Genomic DNA, 21,657 nt, shown 5'->3' with positions numbered 1-21,657 from the left:
AGTTATAAATCAAAACATTCATTTCATGATTTCAGTTGAAGAAGCCTTTTCCCTTATCGATGAGAATGTAGGGCATTTCGATCGGGAAGAAATCTCTATTGCGGATGCTGGTAATCGTATCCTTGCTGACGATGTTTTTGCTGACAGGGACTTTCCCCCGTATGACCGGGTAATGATGGATGGAATTGCTATTCAAAGCGGAGCTTTTGAAACCGGAGTAAGGAGATATCCTATTGAAAAAATTCAGGCCGCAGGTGCCGGCAAGCAAAGTCTTGAAGACAGCAGGAACTGTATCGAGGTGATGACTGGTGCTATACTCCCCGAAAATACAGATGTTGTAGTGCCTTATGAAGAGTTGTTTATTGACAGGGGCGTGGCGACTATCAGGTCTGATGGAATAAAAAGATTGCAAAATATCCATCTCAAAGGAACCGATTGTAAAACCGGAACATTGCTTCTCAAAAGAGGTGCGCGCATCACACCGGTAAGCACCGCTATCCTGGCAGCTACAGGCTATGCTTTTGTGCCTGTTATAAAGCTTCCGCGAATAGCGGTTTGTTCAACCGGAGATGAGCTTGTAGAGGTAAAGTCAGTTCCGGCAGACCATCAGGTCAGGCAATCGAATGCCAGCATGCTAGCCTCTGCTCTGAAGTCCGAAGGTATTGATGCGCATGTTTTTCACTTGAATGACGACCGGGAATTGTTATCCAAAGGGATCCGGCCTGTCTTACAGGATTTTGATGTGCTGCTGTTTTCGGGAGCGGTCTCGAAAGGCAAGTTTGATTACCTTCCCGCGGTTCTTCAGGAAGCAGGGATGGACGTGATTTTTCATGGCGTAGCCCAAAAGCCTGGGAAGCCTTTTCTTTTCGGGAAATTTGCATCAGGAGTGCCTGTGTTTGGATTGCCCGGAAATCCTGTATCGACGTTTGTTTGTTATCATCTTTATTTCAGAAGATGGCTTTATTATTCGATGGGCGTGCCGTTTGATTATCAAAGAGTACGATTAGCCAGAGAGATGAGATTGCCGGCTAAACTAGCCCGTCATCTATTGGTTTCTGTAGAAAATGCGGACGGTATATTAAATGCTTCCCCACTGTTGGGCTCAGGATCCGGTGACTTACCCGGCCTTATTCCGGCCAACGGAGTGATTACCTTGCCGGCGGGAAAAGAGGTCTTTCATAAAGGGGAGATTTTCAATATGATTCCCTTTGAAGGTTAATTTTTATTGGCGCTTGCTTTTGTATTAGGTAACTTGCCGGTTTTAAGACAGATGGTTAGGATTTGCCGGTAATACTATGGACGGGAATGCGCAGCTGAAGTTAGCACAGGATTTTATACAATATACAGGCAGGAGTGTCTTTCTTACTGGTAAAGCGGGAACAGGGAAAACGACATTTCTGCATAACTTAAAACGGAATTCCCCCAAGAGAATGGCTATTGTGGCGCCCACGGGAGTTGCAGCCATTAACGCCGGAGGGGTAACTATTCACTCATTTTTTCAAATGCCTTTTGGTCCGATTGTACCGGAAAGCCAGGCGGATGGTGGAAAACAGCCATACAACAAGAGGTTTGGCAAGGAAAAAATTAACCTCATCAAGAGTCTCGATCTCCTTGTTATAGACGAGATCAGTATGGTGAGGGCGGATACACTCGATGGAATAGACGAAACTCTGAGGCGCTATAAAAATCCTTCCCTGCCTTTCGGTGGGATTCAGCTTTTAATGATCGGCGATCTGCACCAGCTTTCTCCCGTTGTAAAAGATGATGACTGGAAAATACTGAAAGATTTTTATTCCGATCTTTATTTTTTCAGCAGCCGGGCTTACCAGAAATGCATGCCTGTATGTATTGAACTGACGCATATCTATCGTCAATCAGATACACACTTTATTGATTTACTCAATAGGGTGAGGGAAAACAAGACAGATAAAGACCTTCTTGATTGTCTGAACCAGCGGTATATACCAGGCTTTACCCCCGATTCTGGCGATAATTATATCACGTTAACTACTCATAATCATTCTGCAAACGACTTAAACCGTTCAAAACTTGCGCAGATAGCAGGTAAATCCCGTTACTTTTCTGCCTCGGTGAAAGATGAGTTTCCCGAGTACGCGTATCCTACAGATGTCGAACTTGAATTAAAATCGGGTGCCCAGGTGATGTTTGTGAAAAATGATATCTCAAGGGAGCGTCTTTATTATAATGGCAAGATAGGTACGATTACTCACTTTGATAAGGATACCATTTATGTGAAGTGTCCGGGAGACACCAGAGAGATCGAAGTGAAGCCGGTTGAATGGCAGAATATGAAGTATGAGCTGAATCAGGATACTAAAGAAGTAGACGAAAAGGTGATCGGCTCCTTTACTCAGTTTCCATTGAAATTAGCCTGGGCAATCACGATACATAAGAGCCAGGGCCTGACTTTTGAGCGGGCCATTATAGATGCGAATGCTGCGTTCGCCCACGGTCAGGTATATGTTGCACTAAGCCGGTGTAAGAGTTTCGAGGGATTGGTGCTCAGTTCTCCCATCGGGTATAATAGTATCAAAACTGATTCTACCGTTTCTTCCTTTACGCAGAACGCGAATGGAGATGTTCCCTGCAACGAGCAGCTCGATCAGTCAAGAAGAGCCTTTCAAAAGTCTCTGCTGTTCAACCTGTTTGATTTTACCGAAGTGCAGACGTCTTTCTTTCGCTGCAAGAGGTTAGCGGAAGAGCATGACAGTGTGTTGGCTCCCGGCTTAACCGATACTCTTAATGCAGTAAAAGACGGAATAGAAAACCAGATTTATTCGGTCGCAGCATCCTTCAAAGGACAATTAACACGGCTGATGGATCAGGAAGAACTACCCGAGGAGAATGAAGTTTTGCAGGAAAGAGTAAAGAAAGGTGCGGCCTATTTCTCAGGGAAAATAGAGGATGTTATATATATACCATTGCAGAAGACCATTGTAGAAACGGACAATAAAGCGGTAAAAAAATCAGTATCAGAAGCTTTGCAAAGACTGAAAAAGGATGTTTTTGTTAAATTGTCTGTGATGAAGGTTTCCCTGAACGGCTTTGATACTTCCGGTTACCTGAAAGCAAGGGCCGATGCTGAGATCGATTTTTCTTCAGAACCGGCAAAGGCACAGGGAGCACAGCAGAAGCTGACAACTGCCGATGTGCCACATGTAAAGCTCTATGAAAAGCTAAGAAGATGGAGAAATGCGCTGGCTGCAGAGAATAACGTTCCGGTATATATTGTCCTGCCGCAGAAAACGCTGGTAGAGCTGGTGACTAAACTCCCCCGTACCATGAAAGAGCTGGAGAAGGCTAAGGGCATCGGGAAGACCAAGACGCAGCACTATGGCCCCGAGCTGCTCGACATTATCAACACTTACTGCCTGAAAGAGGGTATTGGGGCACCTGCTGAGGAAGGCGCTTTTTCGACTGAAGAGCCTCAAAAGCCTAAAGTCAACACCCGTGATGTCAGCCTCAGGTTATTCAGGGAGGGTAGGTCTGTCAGAGAAATTGCTGCTGAAAGAGGGTTTGCGGTATCTACTATAGAAGGACATCTTACTGATTTCATTGGTACCGGAGATATTTCTATTGAGCAGTTTGTAACGAAAGAGAAACTGGACGCAATTACAGAGTACCTGGAGTCTGCTAAACCCGCGTCTTTATCAGAAGCAAAAGCGGCAATGGGCGAGGACTATAGTTACATGGAACTGAAGGCGGTAACCAGGCACCTGCAATTTCTTTCTGCCGGGTTGGTGAACTGATGCCAGTATGATACCATTTTTATTCTGAAACCGAATACAAAAAAAGATTTATCAAATATTATTATGACGATAGAGGAAGCCCAGGAACTGGTAGACAATTGGATAAATACAACCGGCATCCGGTATTTCAACGAGCTTACCAATACGGCGATATTGATGGAAGAGGTTGGGGAAGTGGCCCGGATCATGTCCAGGAGATTTGGCGAGCAGTCATTTAAGGAGTCGGATAAGAAAATAGACCTGGGAGATGAGATGGCTGACGTGCTTTTCGTGTTGATTTGCCTTGCTAATCAAACTGGTATCAATCTTACTGATGCACTTGAGAAGAACCTCGAAAAGAAGAGCATCCGGGATGCAGACCGGCACCGGAACAATGAAAAGCTTAAATAATGTTAAGGAGTACAAGCGGATAAAGAAACTATCCAGCCTGTACTTTATTACTCCAAGTGAATCTCTCAGACTCCGCTGAAGGCAGAGAAACCTCCGTCGACAGGGAGGATGACGCCTGTAATGAAACTTGCCGCATCCGAACAGAGAAAATGTACCGCTCCGTTCAGTTCGGATATATCGCCGAAACGTTTCATCGGAGTTTTAGCAAGCACTTTCACGCTGCGTTCGGTGTAGCTTCCATCGGGGTTGATCAGTACAGCGCGGTTCTGGTCGCCGATGAAGAAGCCGGGAGCAATGGCGTTTACTCTGACACCTTCACCGAACTTCTGAGCCATTTCGGTGGCCATCCACTGCGTGAAGATGTTAATCCCTGTCTTTGCTACAGAATATCCCGGAACCCGTGTGATGGCGGAATAGGTAGCCATGGAAGAGATATTGATAATACTTCCGCTTCCCTGTTCTGCCATAATCTCTCCGAAAGCGAGACATGGATAAACAGTTCCGTTCATATTAAGATTGGTAACTTTTTCCCAGTCTTCAATCTTCATGTCAAAAACTGTTTGATTTTCAGCTAAAGTAGCACCGGGCACGTTGCCCCCAGCGCAGTTTACCAGAATATCAATAGTGCCCCATTTACCCTTGATTTCCCGGGCAAGCTGCCTCAGATTCTCCAGGTCTAGCACGTTGCCCACAACAGCTATAACGTCTTCGTGGATCTGCTTTAGTTCTGCTATCCGGGCATCCAGGTTCTCCTGGCGGATATCCATTGCAACGATCTTTACGCCGCTTTTCATCAGGCTAGAGGCAATACTGCCTCCCAATACACCGCCGGCGCCGGTAATAATAGCGACCTTGCCGCTTATATCAAATTTTGAATCCATATCAAATGTTTGTAATGCTCCGTGAAGTAAATTAATAAAGCATCGACTTCTCAATCCCCAGTTCAAGTCCGGTTATTTCAGCCAGTCCCTTCATCCGGCCGGAAAGCGGATATCCCGGATTACTTTGTCTGTTGAAGTCATCGAGGATCTTTAACCCGTGATCGGGCCTGAACGGTATCCGCAGATCAGACCTGCCATTACTTTTCCTCCTGTGCTGTTCTTCCAGCAGCGACTTTAGTACGCTGTACATGTCGACACAGCCTTCGAGGTGTGCTGATTCAAAGAAGCTTCTGTTGCCCAGCCTTATAATATTGCGAAGGTGTACAAAATGAATGCGGTCTGCGAAACGTTTAACTATATCGACAAGATCGTTATCCTCGCGCACGGATAGCGAGCCGCTGCAGAATGTCAGTCCGTTTGAAAGGGAACTGCACTCAGCGAAGATCCATTCAAAATCTTCAGCCGTACTGGCTATACGGGGTAAACCGAGCAGGGGGAATGGCGGGTCGTCGGGATGGATGCACATGTTTATCCCATTTTCTTCTGCGACAGGAATAATATCATGAAGAAAAAGAGAGAGATGCTTTCGTAATGTATCCCTGTCGATGTCTGCATATCTGTCGAGGTAGTTCAGAAAGATCTCTTTATAGTTATCCGCATTTTCAACAGTGCCGTTAATAAACCCCTGGGTAACGACAATAATATTGTAGGCAAGCGTGTTCTTATCAGATTCACTCATCCTGCCAGCCAGTATTTCTGCCTGTTCTATAACATCCTCGGGGTAGTCCTGGCGGGCATTCCTGCGTTGTAATATGAAAATGTCGAAGGCTGCAAAGGTAGGATAGTCGAACAACATTGATTCAGCCCCGCGCTCATTGCTGAAATGTAAGTCTGTGCGTGCCCAGTCCAGCACAGGCATAAAGTTGTAGCAAACCGTGTCTATTCCACACTCACCGAGGTTTCTCAAAGACACTTTGTAATTTTCTATCATCTCCCCGCGGCGGGAGCTGTTGGTTTTAATCTCTTCAGACACGGGAAGGCTTTCTACAACGCTCCAGCGCATGCCGTGGCTTTCGATCTCGTTCTTAACAGAAAGGATCTCGTCTACGGGCCAGACAGCACCACCTTTAATGTGATGTAATGCAGTTACAATACCCTGCACGCCTATCTGTTTTAATTCAGCTAATGTTATTTTGTCATTTCTGCCAAACCATCTCCATGTTTTCTCAAGGGGCATAACCTAATGATTTTTGAGTTTATAACGGTATCTGCCGTCGGAATTTCCGTTGGCATTCTGATTATCCGTGCAAGTTATGCAATCGGTTTAAATTTTCAAATATAAATGATTGATCAGTTAGTGCGGCAACTAACAGAAGTCTTCAGGGGCCGGGACTTTCTAAAAAAAAGGAGCTTTTGTAACCGATTGCAAGAAGGGGCGGCGGGAACCACAGGAAATTACAGCCAGAGGCCCGGGATGTTGATATCCAGCGACACGTTACAGCACAATGATGAGCAATGCGCCGGACAGATAAAGTGATTGCATTCCGGGCCTGTTGTGTGCCTTAATAATAGTATGCATTATTCTGTATATGAGAACTCAAAGCCGTTTGTCCGCTGCCGGAAGCCAGCCCCTGCAACCAAACTGTATACACTGAACCGCTTCTCAGCTTTATGTTTGACAGCGTTGAAAGGACTGTACCCGTTCCTGCCCGTCTGATCTCAAAATTATACTGAGTATCTCCGGCTACTGTGATAAATCCTGAATATCCCTTATATCCTTTGTTCGATGCCAGAATATTCCCTCCCTGAACCGCGAGGTCAGCCGACTGAACATCCGGACTTAGATTGACGAATCTGACAGTTGCTTTACCCGCTTCCGGCTGAGCTATTGAATCTGTGATCAAAAGATAGTCGGGAGTCGCCACTACATTTGATAAGAACAATGAATAAAGGTGGTCAGCTTTCAGAGTTACCGTATCCGTTTTGATCTTTTGCTGATTCATGCTAAAATAAAATGAAGCGTTTCTTTTGCCGGTATATGCGCGGATATAATCAAGACTTTCGCCACTCTTGACAGGAACGGAGTTTCCCCGGTTCTGATCGAGATAAAAATCTGCGGCATCTGCATCCGGCGAAGCATTGATGGCCGAAATGAGTGCGACTGGTATTTCAACGTAGTCGTCATCGTTTTTCAAACAGGAGCTGAATGACAGCATGGCCATACATAGGAGTCCTGACAAGCCTGTTTTGATACTTCTTTGTGTTTTCATGGGAAACAAATTTTATATGTCCATACGATGAAACTGTAAAAAGTGCTACGGATTTCGCCTGCAATCTTTAACCTTTTAAAACTTCTTGCGTAAAAGGCACTACACCTTTATATTGCACTCACATTTTATGGGGGATAGAACGATTTCAGAAGATCAAAAACTTGCCTTTATTATAAGGCACGCGGCCATTGGAGTTATGGAAATAAAGGAGGACGGTGAAATCGTCAGCCTGAATATAGTTGCGGAAGATTTGACGAAGGTCATCACCGGGGGGCCTGTAAAGGCCGGAGCAAATGGCTTTGATGTATTATCCCTTATTGATCCCGAGGTAGCGGCTCAGATAAAGAATTTTAAGGAGCCGGGTGGCCCCATTATCGACAGCCAGTTGTGTTCGGCTGTTGTCGGAGGCAACGAAAAACATTTTTTAATTACAGCAAGCAAGATGTTCGCAGATTGCATTATCGTGGGTATCGATGATATCTCCATAGGGTATAGTGAAGAGAAAGCTTTGCAACTCGCCGAACAGGAAAAAGCGGTTGCTCTTGGGAAATATGAGATTGCTTCTGAAGTTTTACATGACATCGGGAATGCCCTCGTCGGGTTCGGATCTCATCTGACAAAGATCAACAGAGCACTCGAGGAAAGCGGGGTGGAAAACCTCGGAAAATTATCCGTTTTTATTCAGCAGAATCAGCAAGCCTTGGCCGCCGCCCTGGGTGATCAGAAAGCATCAGCTCTGGTCACTATGACCGGAGCACTAAATACTTCGGTAAAGAAAGGAGCTGAGTTGGTAAAGGGTTCTGTAAATGAACAGCTTCGTGTAGTGGCCCACATTCAGGATATTCTGAATATCCAACGTCAGTACGTACTCGGAAACCATTCGCAGGAGCGAAAGCCCGTGAACTTAAAGGAAATAATAGGAGATTGCCGGTCTATGATCGACGCCAGTCTCGAAAAAAGAAAGATTCGGTTCTTTTCATCCTTGCCCGCTGTCCCGGTTCATATTAACGGTGATCGTACCAAATTGATGCAGGTAATCCTTAATCTGTTAAAAAACAGTATAGAAGCCATTGACCCGGATGGGGATAGAAAGGAGATTCATTTGTCTCTTTCCCTTACGAATCACAAAATTACATTAGTGATCTTTGATTCGGGCAAGGGATTTGACTCAGCCGCCCGGGCACAGATGTTTACAAGGGGATATACATCCAAAAGTCAGGGTACGGGCATCGGTTTGTATACAAGCAAGTCGATTATTGAGAGCCATGGCGGGAGCATCGCGATGGAAAGCCAGGGGCCGGGAAAAGGCAGCACAACAACTATTGAATTTAATTGCCAGAACTAACAGGATGAAAGAAGCAAACACTGCCGTGTTAATTATAGATGACGAAGAATTTGTAAGAGACAATATAGAAGAGATCCTCTTGCCCAGAAAACATTCTTCGGAGGTGGGCCTTATGAATGATGCCGCCAGTATCCTGTTCGGGGATGCCCCGGGACCTATACTTGCGCCGAGAAGCAGCAGTATTCCCTTGTTCACGGTCGCCAAGGCCGCAAGCGGGAAAGAGGGGCTTGAAAAAGTGAAGAAGGCGGTATCTGAAGGGAAGCCTTACGCTGTGATCTTTTTAGACATGCGGATGCCCGGATGGGATGGACTTGAAACAGCTATCAAGATCCGGGAATACGACAGTAAAGCGGAGATCATTTTCATTACGGCATTTACGGACCGTTCAATAGATGAGATCGTCGAGCTGGCAGGGCAGAATGTGGGATATCACTGTAAGCCCTACGCGTCGGAAGAGATCATTCAGCTGGCTACAAAAGCTGTGACCGATTATAATCGCCTCCGAAATCTGGAAAGCCTGATAGAGTCGGTTGCGTCTATCGGATTAAATGAGCGGCAGCTTAACACCCTGTTAAAGAATATTCTCGATCAGCTTTCCGGAACGCTTGAAACGGATATGGCTTTGCTTGGGAAGCTGCACGACGATTATTCCTACGAAAAGATCCTGTCTATAGGAGCGATAGAAGAAAAAGTGAATCTGCAGGAGCTTATAAGCCGGGTGAAAGATCTTCACATCGCACCCGATGAAGTCATCCAGGTGGACGAGCTTGTGCTCGCCCGGCTGAACTGTTACTCCATCTTCGCGGTACTTAAAAATACCGGCAGGCTGAAAACTGAAAAAATGTACCTGCTTAAGCTGTTTGTTCAAAATGCAGCCCAGGCGATCCGGAATGCAGAGCTTTATGAAGAGCTGATGAAGCGGGAGAAACTTTCTGTTGCAGGAAAGGCGATCGGGATGGTAATGCACGACCTGCGGGCTCCTATAAAGAATATCGGCGTCATTACGAGTCTGATGCGGGAAGAGGGGCTGGATAACGAGTGGCTGGAGATGATCGATAAATCAGCCGCTCAGGCATCTGAAATATTTGATGACTTTATCGATTTCATTAAGGACACCCCTGTAAAAACCGAGCCGGTTCCATTGAAATCTCTGTTGGATGAATCTCTTGTCTACGTAAAAATGCGGGGCGGTTTTGAATCTATACACATCGATGTCCATTCCGAAGAGAACATCGTGCTGCATGGAGATAAGAGTAAACTGAGACGGGTGATTATTAATATCGTTAATAACGCTGTAGACGCTCTGCTTGACAACCATGTTGAAACCCCCTCAATACACCTGACTGCAATAGCAGATCCGTCGGAAGGAAGAGCGATAATTTCAGTGAAAGATAACGGTCCTGGTATCCCTCCGGGGCTTCAAAAGAGTCTTTTCGAACCTTTTGTAACAATGAACAAGGCGAATGGTACGGGTTTGGGACTAGCTATCGTAAAACAATACGTCAGTGCGCATGGAGGGGAAATTGAAGTAAGGAACGATGGGGGCGCAGAGTTTCGGATTTCACTGCCCTTGTAAACCTGTATTGTGCACGAGCATACTGCCCGGTGGTTTGGCCCGGGCATTTCAATCTAACCTTAGATCTAATGTTATCTGGCAGATGACTTCCATACCCTCCCTTTGATTGTAGCAGGCATTCATTATTCATTGGAAATGAGATCAGCTCACGGCGTTGTCCGCTCACTCTCATTTGTATTAGTATTACGTATACGTGTCTGAATTTTGAGACGAATCGACAAAAGTTTGAACAGATAATGCTGGCGTCATTTCTTTACTTTGGATCATGGATCTATTCCGGGACCTGAAGAATTAGATGGAAGAATATCTTCAGTGACATCCGGATGATTCGCATATATTACAAAAACGACGCCAATTCAAAATAAGCCATTTGTAGACATTTTTTGCAAAAACGATTTAGTAGCCAATTAATAAATTGTTCCTCACATGATTAATAAGTTGTTTGTTTCAGATGGATGATTCACATTAGAATCACCGAAGCCAATTAAATCCAGAAATTTCAAGCTAAATTATTAATATGATAAACAATTACTCCCAGTAAAGACAATCCCGGATCAAGCTTATCCATTAGATAAGCTTTCGGATGAATAGTTGTCGTGGACGAAAATGAAAGTTCTATTCAAACCTTCCCGGCAACGACAATCAAAGATAGTTCTGTTTTTATCAGGTAATCCGGTCCGCAAGCGGTCATGACGCGTACGCGGAAAAGGAATGCCTGCATATCTGTACCAGTGTTCCGTTTATGAACGCAGGAGGGTAGCTCTTTGCTCATTCGCTGCGGTAGGAATGTATTGCCTCGATTAGCTACTGCAAATACTCTCAGCTGGTTAAGTCGTACAACAAATCAGGAATATTTCACAAAAAATTAACCCCGGATTAACCGGGCCAATCAAGTATGTATATGAAGTTAGAAAACAATGTTAGAACTCAGCGGCGGCAGATCCATTGGATGTTGCTAGTGCTGATCGCTTTTTGCTTAGCTCACTGTAAAGAAGATGACGTGAAGCAGGAACAGGAAGTTGGGTACGATCCGTCTAAGCCGGTATTGGTCACCGATTTTTCTCCTAAGGAAGGAGGGTCAGGAACTGACCTGGTCATATACGGTGAGAACTTTGGAAGTGATCTCTCTAAAATAAAAGTAACCGTTGGGGGCCAGATAGCCAAAGTTGTCAAGGTGAGCAGTAATAGCCTGTATTGCATCGTTCCGATGAAGGCGTATGATGGAGATATAAAAGTAAGTGTTCTGGATGATAACAAGGCGGAACTTGCCCAAGCGGCAGCAAAAGAAAGGTTAACTTACATAAAGAAATTTCTTGTTTCTACCTTCTTAGGGACAAAGTATGAAGTCGAGACCGATTACAAGGAGAAGGAAGGGCCTTTTGACGATTGCGGAGCGTTCAAGGGAATACTCTGGTTAACATTTGATCCTTTGAATCATAATCGTCTTTATTTTTCAGGTGATAAGAATAATGCCCGTTTGATTGATTTCGAAAATAAATATGTGAGTATCTTCAAAACGAATATGACACAGGTCTCCATGATCAACTGGCGGCTTGACGGGAACCGGGACATGATTGTTACTGATAACCAGGGGAGCGATACCAAATACGGCAATTACATATTTTCGCGTTCATCCAATTTTCTTCAAAGAGACCCCATTCCGGTTTATGCCCGGAGTGTGAACGGCACGATGATCCATCCGCAAAACGGAGAATTATACTATTCAAAATATTATACAGCTGAAGTACGGAGATATGATTTCAATACCAAGGAAGATAAACTGGCGTTCACAACTCCGGACTCGAGAGTTTCTTTTTATATGGTTGTCCATCCATCGGGAGATTATGCCTATTTGATCGCAAATCAAAAGCATTATATTATGCGTACCGATTACGACCGGGAAAAGAAAATATTCAAAATTCCCTATACCGTATGTGGAGCTTCAGGAACTGCAGGCTATGCAGATGGAGTCGGCACGGCCGCGCGTCTGAGTAACCCCGTACAAGGTGTGTTTGTGAAAAATCCGGATTATGAAAAATCGGGAGAAGATGATCTGTATGATTTCTATTTCTGCGATGCGACTAACCATGCCATTCGTATTTTGACGCCACAGTCTAGGGTAAGCACATTCGCCGGACGGGGGAATAATGGAACAAGTGGCTATGCCAACGGGGATTTACGACTGCAAGCTCGTTTCAATACCCCTCAGGCAATTGTCTACGATGAAGAGAGGAGCTGTTTTTATATCGGTGATACCGGCAATTGGGTGATCCGGAAAATCGCAAAAGAAGATTAATGAATGAAAACCTATACTCGACAATGAAGAAATTTATTTTATTAACCTGTATCGTGTTACTGGGGCTTTCCTTTGACATACGGGCACAGGAACAGGTGATAGTAACGGGACTCGTAACCGACGCAAACAAAGAACCACTCATAGGAGTGAGCATATCCATTGCCAACATGCCGGGATTAGGAGCCATCTCAGATGTAAATGGAAAATATAAGATAAAGATGCCCGCTTATCAAACATTGGTCTTTACATACATTGGCTTTGAAAAGCAGGAAGTGCTGGTGAAAGAACAGCGCGTTGTCAATATTGTAATGAAAGAAACGAAAGCGAGTGCGCTTAACGAAGTAGTGATTACATCGACCGGCGCACAGCGAAAGATCGCTGTCACGGGAGCGATTACGACAGTGGATGTAGAGCGTCTCAAGTCGAATCCCACTACGTCCATAGCAGACGGTTTGGCTGGAGTGGTACCTGGCATCATGGCTATGCAAACTTCCGGGCGTCCCGGGAGTGTTTCCGAGTTCTGGGTCCGTAGTATTTCAACATTCGGCGCCAGCAATGCTGCAATGGTATTGATCGATGGCTTTGAACGCGACATGAACGAAATCAACGTAGAAGACATAGAATCTTTTACGGTATTGAAAGATGCTTCCGCAACGGCCATTTATGGCAGCAGGGGTGCCAACGGCGTTATCCTGATTAAGACCAAGCGGGGTAAAGAAGGAAAGGTGAACATCAACGCCAAAGTAGAAGGCTTTTATAACCAGTTGACCAAACTGCCGGAATTTGCTGACGGATACACTTATGCTTCCATGGCCAATGAAGCGAAGATTGCCCGAAACGAGCAGCCTCTCTTTTCGTCGACAGAGCTTGAATTACTTCGCCTTGGGCTGGATCCCGACCGGTTTCCCAATGTAGACTGGATGGGGGTTTTACTTCGTGATGAAGCAAAGAGCCAGCGTAGTCTTCTGAATTTGAGTGGGGGAGGGAAAACCGCCCGCTATTATATATCAGGAAGCTACCAGAACCAGGAGGGTATGTACAAAGTAGACAATGCCCTGAAAAACTATAATACCAATACCAATTTCCACAAGTATACCTATCGTTTGAGTGTGGATATGGATATTACGAAAACCACTTTGCTGAGTGGAGGTGTTTCGGGCTCCTTGCGGAAACAGAATGATCCAGGAGTGGGTACGGATGCGATCTGGACCTCGCTGATGGGATATAATCCGATCATGATGCCTCTGATGTACTCGAACGGGAGAGTGCCGTCATGGACAGGGAAGGATGATAACCTTAATCCCTGGGTGCAGGGTACCATGACCGGATACAATCAAAGTTGGGCGAATAATATCCAAACTACTTTAAACCTGGATCAAAAGCTGGATTTCATTACGAAAGGACTTCGGTTCTTAGGAAGGTTCGGATACGACACGTACAATACCAATTGGATTAAACGGTTTAAGCGTCCTGAAGTATGGAACGCCAGTCGTTTTCGCAATGATGGTGAACTGGTATTTACTCGCGTAGCAGAAGAACAAAAAATGACTCAGTCGTCAGGTTCCGACGGTGACAAACGGGAGTTCTTTGAATGGGAGACTCATTATAACCGCAGTTTCGGATCCCATAACCTGGGGGGAGTTCTGAAATATAGTCAGGGGTCAAAAGTATTCACCCAGAATATAGGTACCGACCTCAAAAATGGAATTTCGCGCAGAAATCAGGGACTGGCAGGCCGTGCCAATTATAACTGGAAATCACGTTATTTTATTGATTTTAATTTCGGGTATACCGGTTCGGAGAACTTTCATAAAGATTACCGGTTCGGATTCTTTCCTGCAATTTCGGGTGCCTGGAATATTGGAGAGGAGCCCATCCTGAAAGACCTGGATTGGTTGAATATGCTGAAGGTCCGCTATTCATATGGAAAAACGGGTAATGATGTTTTAGGGAAAGATGCTGACGGCAACGATATACGGTTTCCATATCTGTATTCAATCGAGCAAATGACTGGTGGAGGTTATCAATTTGCTGATTTTGAGTCTTTAGAACTTCCGTGGGATGGAATGCGTTATTCGTCAATATCCTCTCCCGATGTTTCATGGGAAATTTCAACAAAAAAGGACTTAGGGATTGATTATTCATTGTTTCACGATAAATTCAGCGGAGCTGTCGATTACTTTTATGAGCATCGAGAAGGAATCTATATGGCGCGTAAATTTCTTCCAGGAATTACGGGGCTGGAGAGTAGTCCGTCTGCAAACGTAGGGGAAGTAAAAGCGCGTGGATTCGATGGAAATTTTACGCTCAAGCAGAAACTTAACCAGGTTGACCTCACCTTACGTGGCAATATTACCTATAGCAAGAATGAGATTATTGAAAGAGACGAGGAAAATACAATTTACTGGTACAAGTTACAGGAAGGCCATCGGGTAAACCAGGCCAGGGGCTTGGTGGATCTCGGTTTGTTTAAAGACTATGACGACATCCGCACTAGTCCTAGACAAACCTTCGGTGATGTGATGCCTGGTGATATCAAATACAAAGACGTGAATGGGGATGGTATTGTGAATGATGATGATATAGTGGCGATTGGCGCGACAACCAGACCAAATCTGACTTATGGATTTGGAGCCTCTGCCAGTTGGAAAGGACTGGACGTGAATGTCCATTTCCAGGGGGTGGGGAAATCCAGTTATTTTATCAATGGTTCTTCGGTTTATATGTTCCAGGGTGGAGACGGATGGGGAAATGTATTAGCTGATCTGGCGAACAGTAATCGCTGGGTATTAGGAGAAAACGAAGATCCCAATGCCGATTATCCACGCCTTACATACGGGCCCAATTCCAATAATTACCGGGCATCCACATTCTGGCTTAGGGACGGTTCTTACCTTCGCTTGAAAACGCTTGATGTTGGTTACTCTCTTCCAAAGGCTTTGGTCAACAGAGCTCATCTTAATACAGTTCGCTTCTTTCTGATAGGAACTAACTTGTTGACTTTCACTAATTTCAAGCTTTGGGATCCGGAAATGGGCAGCTCGGATGGTAAAAAGTACCCGCTGAGTAAGACGCTATCGTTAGGAGTATCAGTCAGTTTATAAGCATTGAGTAATATGAAAAGAATCATTATATTTTTAACATTAACATCGTCATTTTTAATCATTGGAGGGTGCTCCAATTATCTTGACTCAGACTATCTCTTTGATGAGCGGATGACGACAGAGGATGTGTTTACTAATCCGGATTATGCCAATCGGTGGCTGGCGCGGGCATACAATTATCTTGGAAATAATTATATGCAGGATGTCAGCAGCAAGAAAGCTGTGCCATTCAATTTCGCAGATGATATGTATTTCGGTGATGAAAGCGACCGGTACATGAAATGGAAATACGGACAATACAGTGAAAGTGGTTTAAATGGCGAAAGCGATGACATATGGAATGTAGCCTACCAGGGCATCCGGCAATCTTCTGTATTTCTGAATAACATCGATATTAATAAGACGTTTACTGAAGCCGAAATAGCAAACCTTAAGGGGCAGGCGCGGTTTTTAAGGGCTTATTTCTATTGGATATTACTTCGTACGTTTGGCCCTGTGCCTATTGTGCCGGATGAAGGCATTGATTATACAAAAGAGTATGATGAATTAGCATTGCCTCGAAATTCATACGAGGAATGTGCTGATTATCTCTCGGGCGAACTTGTTGAGGCAGCTAAGGGACTCCCGCTTCTTTCTCAAGGAATACAGGATGTTGCCCGGCCTACCCGTGGCGCTGCTTTAGCCTTGCGCGCCAGGATACTATTATTTGCAGCCAGCCCCCTTGCAAATGGAAAAGCTCCTGTTGAAGTAGCTACGGCAATGGTTAATAAAGACGGCAAGCCTTTACTTTCAAGAGTATATGACGAATCTAAATGGGCGAAGGCTGCTGCTGCTGCAAAGGATGTAATGGATCTCGGGCAATACCATTTGTATGTTTCTTTCAGAAAAGAAACCGGAGATATTGCGTATCCTGCAACTGTTACTCCTCCTGTTGACAATGAATTCTCAAACAGCAACTGGCCTTCGGGCTGGAAAGACATCGATCCTTATGAGTCGTACCGGGCATTGTTTAACGGGACAGTTCCTGCTTATCAGAATCCGGAACTGATCTTTACCCGCGGTCAGAACCAGGGAGGTGAAGGTGTAAATGTTATGGTTTTACATCAGTTACCGCGTCTTGAAGGCAAGGGATATAATTCACATGGTATGACGCAGAAACAGGTTGATGCATATTATATGAATGATGGAACCGATATACCGGGAATGAACGATATGTACGCAGGGAGACAAGGTTACGAAGGCCGGTACAATACGGCCAAACGGGCAACAGGCTATGTATCACAAGCTGAAATAACAGCGAATGCTTATCCGGAATTAGGTGCATTGGGAGTTGGTGTAAATAAACAATTTGCACGCCGTGAGCCTCGCTTTTATGCTTCGGTTTCGTATAACGGTTCTACCTGGAACCTCCTCAATGCAGACCCTTCAAAGGACGAAAAGAAGAATGTACAGATCTTCTATTACCGGGGTGATCCTAACGGATATAAGAATACAACATACTGGCCCCGCACAGGAGTTGGCATAAAGAAGTATGTACACCCGGATGATATCAGTAATATAACTCCTACCGGGTACGATCAAACCCGGCTGACAAAAAAGGTTGACCCTGCGATCCGTTATGCAGAAGTACTGCTAATCTATGCAGAAGCCTTAAATGAGTTGAACGGATCCTATAACATTCCTTCCTGGGATGGTAGCAAGACATATGCGATCTCACGGGATATCGGGGAAATGAAGAAAGGGATTCAGCCTGTTCGTATTCGTGCGGGACTGCCTGATTATACCAGTGACGTATATTCAGATGCGAATAAATTCCGTATTAAATTAAAACGGGAACGCCAGGTCGAATTGTTTGCCGAAGGACACCGGTTCTTTGACTTACGCCGTTGGACGGATGCGCCGGCAGAGGAATCAGCCCCGGTTTATGGGTTTAACGCCTATGCCACTAAAACTCAGAGCGATCTTTTTCATACGCCGGTTGAAACGCCCTCGTTGCCATCTATTTTTACTCTTAAGATGTGGTTCTGGCCCATTAATTTTGCTGAACTCAGACGTAATAAAGAACTGGTTCAAAACCCAGGCTGGACGAATCCCGAATAATCAATTACACTTTGCGACAATGAAAAAGACTATATATATATTATTTCTAGCAATAACAACTGCGGTAGGCTTAGTCTCCTGTAATGATGAATGGGAAGACGAGCAATTCGTTCAGATGGCATCATTCAGAGCAGAGTCGAATGATCTGGGAGTGACATCGACTTACTTGCGTTACAATCCGGAAGGTAAGGTAAGGTTTAACCTTCCGCTTGTTATCAGTGGGTCAACGCCGAATACTAAAAACCGTATCATACATATCGGTCTGGATCCTGATACGCTGGCAAGGTTAAACCAGGAAGAATATGGGCACAGGCAGGAGTTGTATTTCAGGCAGCTGGATAGTAAATATTACAGCATGCCCGAAACGATAGAAGTTCCGGCGGGAGCGAGCACCGTTACAATACCCATCGACTTTACTCTCGGCGATCTGGATCAGGTTGATAAATGGGTACTGCCGCTTCAGATTTTAGATGATCCTTCGTATGATTATAAAGCTAATCCGCACAAACAATACCGAAGGGCTATGCTGCATATTACCCCGTTTAACGATTATTCCGGTGAATACGGTGGTACTCTATATAAGGTGTTCCTTGACGGGAATCTGGATGAACCTTTGACATTGAACTCACACAGGGCTTTTGTGGTAGACAATAAAACGATTTTTCTCTATGCCGGAATACGCAATATTGAATATCTGGACCGCAAAAATTATAAAGTATTTGTGAAGTTTACGGATGATCAAATAGTTCTTGGTAAAAAGAAATTGGAAATCTGGAGTGATAATGCTGCAAACAACAAATTTAAGATAGGCGCAAACCAGTCTTATTATACTAAGAATGAGGAATGGGATGCGAAGCGTCCATATCTGAAGCATATTTATATTACAATGTTTTTGTCGTACGAGTTTGAGGATTATACCACAATCCCCGGACAACGATTGAAATATAAGGTTGAGGGTACATTATCCATGCAGCGCGACCTTAATACCCTGATCCCCGATGAGGATCAACAAATTCAATGGTAAGAGATTAGATTAAACGTAAAAAAGGCCTCTAATTGACTAGAGGCCTTTTTTTTGATTTATTCTTTTATTCCAAATAAAAAGCAACGCAAACACTGCTTCTGATATCACTCCACACTTTATAAAAAAGTGACTAATGTTTCTATCATAATGAGTTATAAAAAGAAACAAGCCCAGTGAGATTGACACTATCCCCGACGTCAAACAAAGGTACATTCTTAATTGCATCCATTTCATAAAAGCACAATTAAATGAAAGTACTTACAGTTGCAAAAATCGCCATACATCCAATACTGCATAAATCCATACATCTTTATTAAGCTTCTTTGTATTCTTTTATTATTTTTAATGATTCTGCCTCTTCACTTTTTGAAACGACTATTTTAACAGCTCCTGCTCCGCCTGCTGCAACATAGTGGGGTAAAATGCTTCCCAATATTTCATCTTTAAAGAAAGCACGAATATTATTGTCTTCAAGCATCTCTTTTATGATACTGGCTTCCCAATAATCTCCGGCAAATACTTCAACCGGGGCTAATTCATCTCTATTTTCCATTTTATCTATTTACGTTAATAATTGTGTTTGAATCTGATAAATATTCGCACGTCCGCCAATAAGTTGCCATTTTACTCGATTGCTTTTCCCTGGAAATAGAAAATCAGAGCTGTAGCAACCAGGCAAATGGCCATTATTAGGAAAGTATGTTTGCCTTTCTCTTGTAGTTCCCTCCTCCTTAGAAAAATTGAGACCGAGCCCGTTAAAATCACGAAAGCTAAGATGTAATGTTTCGTTACTGCAGAAAGATCCCAGATTGATGTAACTAAAAAGTATAGGAATAGAGGAAAAATCCCCAAGGCCTTAACAAATTGACTAATTTTCATATTAACTTTTTACAGAGTTGTTCTTTGCAAAGTATGGCTTTCGTTGCTTTGATATTCTGCATTACAATGATCTCCGGCACTGGCTTGATAAGCAATTCCTGCAGTATGACAAAGTGCGCCAATATTAAAGGCCACCTGGCGAGTATTTGGCTTATAGTGATCTAAACTGCTGAACTCTAATGAATTCAGGAGTAAATTAGAAAATAGCTCCTGCGTAATCTGTTCAATCTTTTGTTGATTTGTCTCAAAATTTAGCTATCACAGATGCCAGGTGGATAGGCTAAAAGTGGCGGTCTTCCATTTCTCCGCGAAACCGGCGTGCCGGAAAATTTGCAAATCGCCAGTTCATTCACAATTGCGAACGCACTGTGTTCGCAATTGAGCTGGACGCACTATAAAATGCTAATACGTCTGGATTGCGGATTGCCTGGATCAAAGAGAATTCTATATTGCGGAAAATGAATCAGGTGTATAGCCATTGACTATAAATGGCTTAAGCTAAAATAAAAAGGGCAAGTCAAATTTTTTGACTTGCCCTGTAAGTCGGGGTGACAGGATTCGAACCTACGACCTCGTCGTCCCGAACGACGCGCGCTACCGGGCTGCGCTACACCCCGAATATCTATATCAGTGCTCTGAAAGGCAATGATGCGACAAATTTAATTATTGGTAGAAATAAAGCAAAAAAGGACAGCAATTACTGTCCTTTTTTATTTCAAATTATTAACAGGATTAATCAATCCATTCAAACTTCGTATATGGAACCAGTGCAGCTGGAATCCGGATACCTTTCTCTGTCTGGTTATTTTCAAGCAGGGATGCTACGATCCTTGGCAACGCCAGTGCACTTCCATTTAAAGTATGAGCTAACTGCGTTTTGCCTTCTTTTCCTTTAAAGCGTAGCTTGAGCCTGTTGCTCTGAAACGTTTCAAAGTTAGATACAGAGGATACCTCCAGCCAGCGCGCTTGCGCGGCACACCAAACTTCCATATCGTACGTAAGTGCGGAAGTAAAGCTCATATCACCGCCACAGAGTCGCAGCACGCGATAGGGCAGTTCCAGTTTCTTCAAAAGTGACTGCACATGAGCGCTCATTTCTTCCAGGATATCGTATGATTTCTCAGGGTGAGATATTTGTACAATTTCAACTTTGTCAAACTGATGCAGGCGGTTAAGCCCTCTCACATGAGCGCCATATGATCCTGCCTCCCGGCGAAAGCAAGGCGTGTATGCACAATTCTTCACCGGAAGTTCCTCTTCCTTAAGGATCACATCGCGGTAAAGGTTCGTGACGGGAACCTCTGCCGTAGGGATCAGATACAGATTGTCAATTCCGACATGATACATCTGTCCTTCCTTATCGGGTAACTGCCCGGTGCCGAAGCCGGACGCTTCATTCACCACTATAGGAGGCTGCATTTCACGGTATCCCGCCTCTTCTGCATGATCAAGAAAGAAATTGATCAGCGCCCTTTGCAGTTTGGCTCCCTTTCCTTTATATACCGGGAATCCGGCTCCTGTAATTTTGTTGCCAAGCTCAAAATCGATGATGTCGTATTTTGCTGCAAGTTCCCAATGCGGAAGAGCATTCTCAGGAAGAGAAGGCTTTTCACCGTACTCGAAAGCCACCTCATTATCTTCTGCTGAAACACCTTTTGGGACGGAAGTATGAGGCAGATTAGGCAATAATACGATCTGGCTTTGCAGCTTTTCTTCAAGTGATGCCAGCTTGTCGCCCAGTTCCTTCACTCTTTCCTTTAACGCCGGGCTCTTAGCCTTCAACCCTTCAGCCTGTTCTTTCTGCCCCTGGCGCATCAGCTCACCAATCTGTTTTGCAATAGAATTAGCTTCCGCGGAGGTCGAGTCCAGTTGCGATTGTGTCTGACGGCGTTCTTCATCTAAGGAGATGATTTCATCTACCAGCTCAGGCTGTTTAAAATTTTTAACAGACAATCGTTCTAAAACCTTTTCCCGGTTTTCGCGGATATAACTAACTTGCAGCATTGTTGTAATTTTTGAACA

14 protein-coding genes and 1 tRNA gene are annotated in these 21,657 nt (G+C 44.3%); 9 read left to right on the top strand and 6 right to left on the bottom strand.

The features are described 5' to 3' along the window. The first annotated feature begins 25 nt into the window (after positions 1 to 25). The 3 genes from DDR33_RS17065 (at position 26) to DDR33_RS17055 (ending at position 4,160) form a co-directional block, all read left to right on the top strand. Positions 26 to 1,219, top strand: a complete 1,194-nt coding sequence (locus DDR33_RS17065) for a molybdopterin molybdotransferase MoeA (protein WP_109417012.1) — start codon at positions 26 to 28, stop codon at positions 1,217 to 1,219. Positions 1,220 to 1,295: 76 nt separating this feature from the next. Continuing rightward, a complete protein-coding gene (locus DDR33_RS17060; RefSeq protein ID WP_109417011.1) occupies positions 1,296 to 3,770 on the top strand; it encodes a helix-turn-helix domain-containing protein in 2,475 nt (824 codons plus the stop codon). Positions 3,771 to 3,833: 63 nt separating this feature from the next. Then, positions 3,834 to 4,160, top strand: a complete 327-nt coding sequence (locus DDR33_RS17055; RefSeq protein WP_109417010.1) for a nucleotide pyrophosphohydrolase — start codon at positions 3,834 to 3,836, stop codon at positions 4,158 to 4,160. A gap of 65 nt (positions 4,161 to 4,225) precedes the next feature. On the opposite strand, the gene DDR33_RS17050 is transcribed toward DDR33_RS17055, so the two are convergent. The 3 genes from DDR33_RS17050 to DDR33_RS17035 all read right to left on the bottom strand — a co-directional run bounded on the left by DDR33_RS17050 (position 4,226) and on the right by DDR33_RS17035 (position 7,311). Then, positions 4,226 to 5,041 carry an SDR family oxidoreductase gene (locus tag DDR33_RS17050; RefSeq protein WP_109417009.1) on the bottom strand — a complete coding sequence of 272 codons (816 nt, stop codon included), beginning with the start codon at positions 5,039 to 5,041 and terminating at the stop codon, positions 4,226 to 4,228. Positions 5,042 to 5,072: 31 nt separating this feature from the next. Beyond that, positions 5,073 to 6,278 (bottom strand): mannonate dehydratase, encoded by a 1,206-nt coding sequence (uxuA, locus tag DDR33_RS17045; protein WP_109417008.1) that lies wholly within the window; start codon positions 6,276 to 6,278, stop codon positions 5,073 to 5,075. A 325-nt stretch (positions 6,279 to 6,603) separates the two neighbouring features. Then, positions 6,604 to 7,311: a DUF4397 domain-containing protein gene (locus DDR33_RS17035; protein ID WP_109417006.1), complete on the bottom strand. Its 708-nt coding sequence runs from the start codon at positions 7,309 to 7,311 to the stop codon at positions 6,604 to 6,606. A 127-nt stretch (positions 7,312 to 7,438) separates the two neighbouring features. Between DDR33_RS17035 and DDR33_RS17030 the strand changes: the two genes are divergently transcribed. The 6 genes from DDR33_RS17030 (at position 7,439) to DDR33_RS17005 (ending at position 18,756) form a co-directional block, all read left to right on the top strand. Further along, positions 7,439 to 8,656: a sensor histidine kinase gene (locus DDR33_RS17030; RefSeq protein WP_109417005.1), complete on the top strand. Its 1,218-nt coding sequence runs from the start codon at positions 7,439 to 7,441 to the stop codon at positions 8,654 to 8,656. A 4-nt stretch (positions 8,657 to 8,660) separates the two neighbouring features. Beyond that, positions 8,661 to 10,232, top strand: a complete 1,572-nt coding sequence (locus DDR33_RS17025; RefSeq protein WP_158280781.1) for a hybrid sensor histidine kinase/response regulator — start codon at positions 8,661 to 8,663, stop codon at positions 10,230 to 10,232. 901 nt (positions 10,233 to 11,133) lie between these two features. Further along, positions 11,134 to 12,528 carry an IPT/TIG domain-containing protein gene (locus DDR33_RS17020; protein ID WP_109417061.1) on the top strand — a complete coding sequence of 465 codons (1,395 nt, stop codon included), beginning with the start codon at positions 11,134 to 11,136 and terminating at the stop codon, positions 12,526 to 12,528. 23 nt (positions 12,529 to 12,551) lie between these two features. Further along, entirely contained in the window at positions 12,552 to 15,632 is a 3,081-nt protein-coding gene (locus tag DDR33_RS17015) for a SusC/RagA family TonB-linked outer membrane protein (protein ID WP_109417060.1), read from the top strand. Between the two features lie 12 nt (positions 15,633 to 15,644). Then, a complete protein-coding gene (locus tag DDR33_RS17010) occupies positions 15,645 to 17,732 on the top strand; it encodes a RagB/SusD family nutrient uptake outer membrane protein (RefSeq protein WP_109417003.1) in 2,088 nt (695 codons plus the stop codon). Between the two features lie 19 nt (positions 17,733 to 17,751). Beyond that, positions 17,752 to 18,756, top strand: coding sequence for a DUF4973 domain-containing protein (locus DDR33_RS17005; protein ID WP_109417002.1), 1,005 nt, complete (start codon positions 17,752 to 17,754; stop codon positions 18,754 to 18,756). 313 nt (positions 18,757 to 19,069) lie between these two features. Here the strand turns inward: DDR33_RS17005 and DDR33_RS16995 are convergent, their stop codons facing one another. The 3 genes from DDR33_RS16995 to serS form a co-directional block, all read right to left on the bottom strand. After that, positions 19,070 to 19,309, bottom strand: a complete 240-nt coding sequence (locus tag DDR33_RS16995; RefSeq protein ID WP_109417000.1) for a DUF2007-related protein — start codon at positions 19,307 to 19,309, stop codon at positions 19,070 to 19,072. Between the two features lie 869 nt (positions 19,310 to 20,178). Next, a tRNA-Pro gene (locus DDR33_RS16985) sits at positions 20,179 to 20,252 on the bottom strand. Between the two features lie 115 nt (positions 20,253 to 20,367). Continuing rightward, complete coding sequence (serS, locus tag DDR33_RS16980; RefSeq protein WP_109416998.1) at positions 20,368 to 21,639, bottom strand: serine--tRNA ligase; 1,272 nt, start codon at positions 21,637 to 21,639, stop codon at positions 20,368 to 20,370. Positions 21,640 to 21,657: the final 18 nt, after the last annotated feature.

This window comes from Pararcticibacter amylolyticus, from assembly GCF_003130405.1.
GTDB classification, from domain to species: domain Bacteria; phylum Bacteroidota; class Bacteroidia; order Sphingobacteriales; family Sphingobacteriaceae; genus Arcticibacter; species Arcticibacter amylolyticus.
Note: the sequence above shows the minus strand (reverse complement) of the source record. Positions and strands in the feature narration are given on the sequence as shown.

Coding starts and splice junctions, on each gene's coding strand:
- DDR33_RS17055 (WP_109417010.1), top strand. CDS start 3,834: ATGACGATAGAGGAAGCCCAGGAACTGGTAGACAATTGGATAAATACA.
- DDR33_RS17050 (WP_109417009.1), bottom strand. CDS start 5,041: ATGGATTCAAAATTTGATATAAGCGGCAAGGTCGCTATTATTACCGGC.
- DDR33_RS17060 (WP_109417011.1), top strand. CDS start 1,296: ATGGACGGGAATGCGCAGCTGAAGTTAGCACAGGATTTTATACAATAT.
- uxuA (WP_109417008.1), bottom strand. CDS start 6,278: ATGCCCCTTGAGAAAACATGGAGATGGTTTGGCAGAAATGACAAAATA.
- DDR33_RS17025 (WP_158280781.1), top strand. CDS start 8,661: ATGAAAGAAGCAAACACTGCCGTGTTAATTATAGATGACGAAGAATTT.
- DDR33_RS17015 (WP_109417060.1), top strand. CDS start 12,552: ATGAAGAAATTTATTTTATTAACCTGTATCGTGTTACTGGGGCTTTCC.
- DDR33_RS17020 (WP_109417061.1), top strand. CDS start 11,134: ATGAAGTTAGAAAACAATGTTAGAACTCAGCGGCGGCAGATCCATTGG.
- DDR33_RS17005 (WP_109417002.1), top strand. CDS start 17,752: ATGAAAAAGACTATATATATATTATTTCTAGCAATAACAACTGCGGTA.
- DDR33_RS17065 (WP_109417012.1), top strand. CDS start 26: ATGATTTCAGTTGAAGAAGCCTTTTCCCTTATCGATGAGAATGTAGGG.
- DDR33_RS17010 (WP_109417003.1), top strand. CDS start 15,645: ATGAAAAGAATCATTATATTTTTAACATTAACATCGTCATTTTTAATC.
- serS (WP_109416998.1), bottom strand. CDS start 21,639: ATGCTGCAAGTTAGTTATATCCGCGAAAACCGGGAAAAGGTTTTAGAA.
- DDR33_RS17030 (WP_109417005.1), top strand. CDS start 7,439: ATGGGGGATAGAACGATTTCAGAAGATCAAAAACTTGCCTTTATTATA.
- DDR33_RS16995 (WP_109417000.1), bottom strand. CDS start 19,309: ATGGAAAATAGAGATGAATTAGCCCCGGTTGAAGTATTTGCCGGAGAT.
- DDR33_RS17035 (WP_109417006.1), bottom strand. CDS start 7,311: ATGAAAACACAAAGAAGTATCAAAACAGGCTTGTCAGGACTCCTATGT.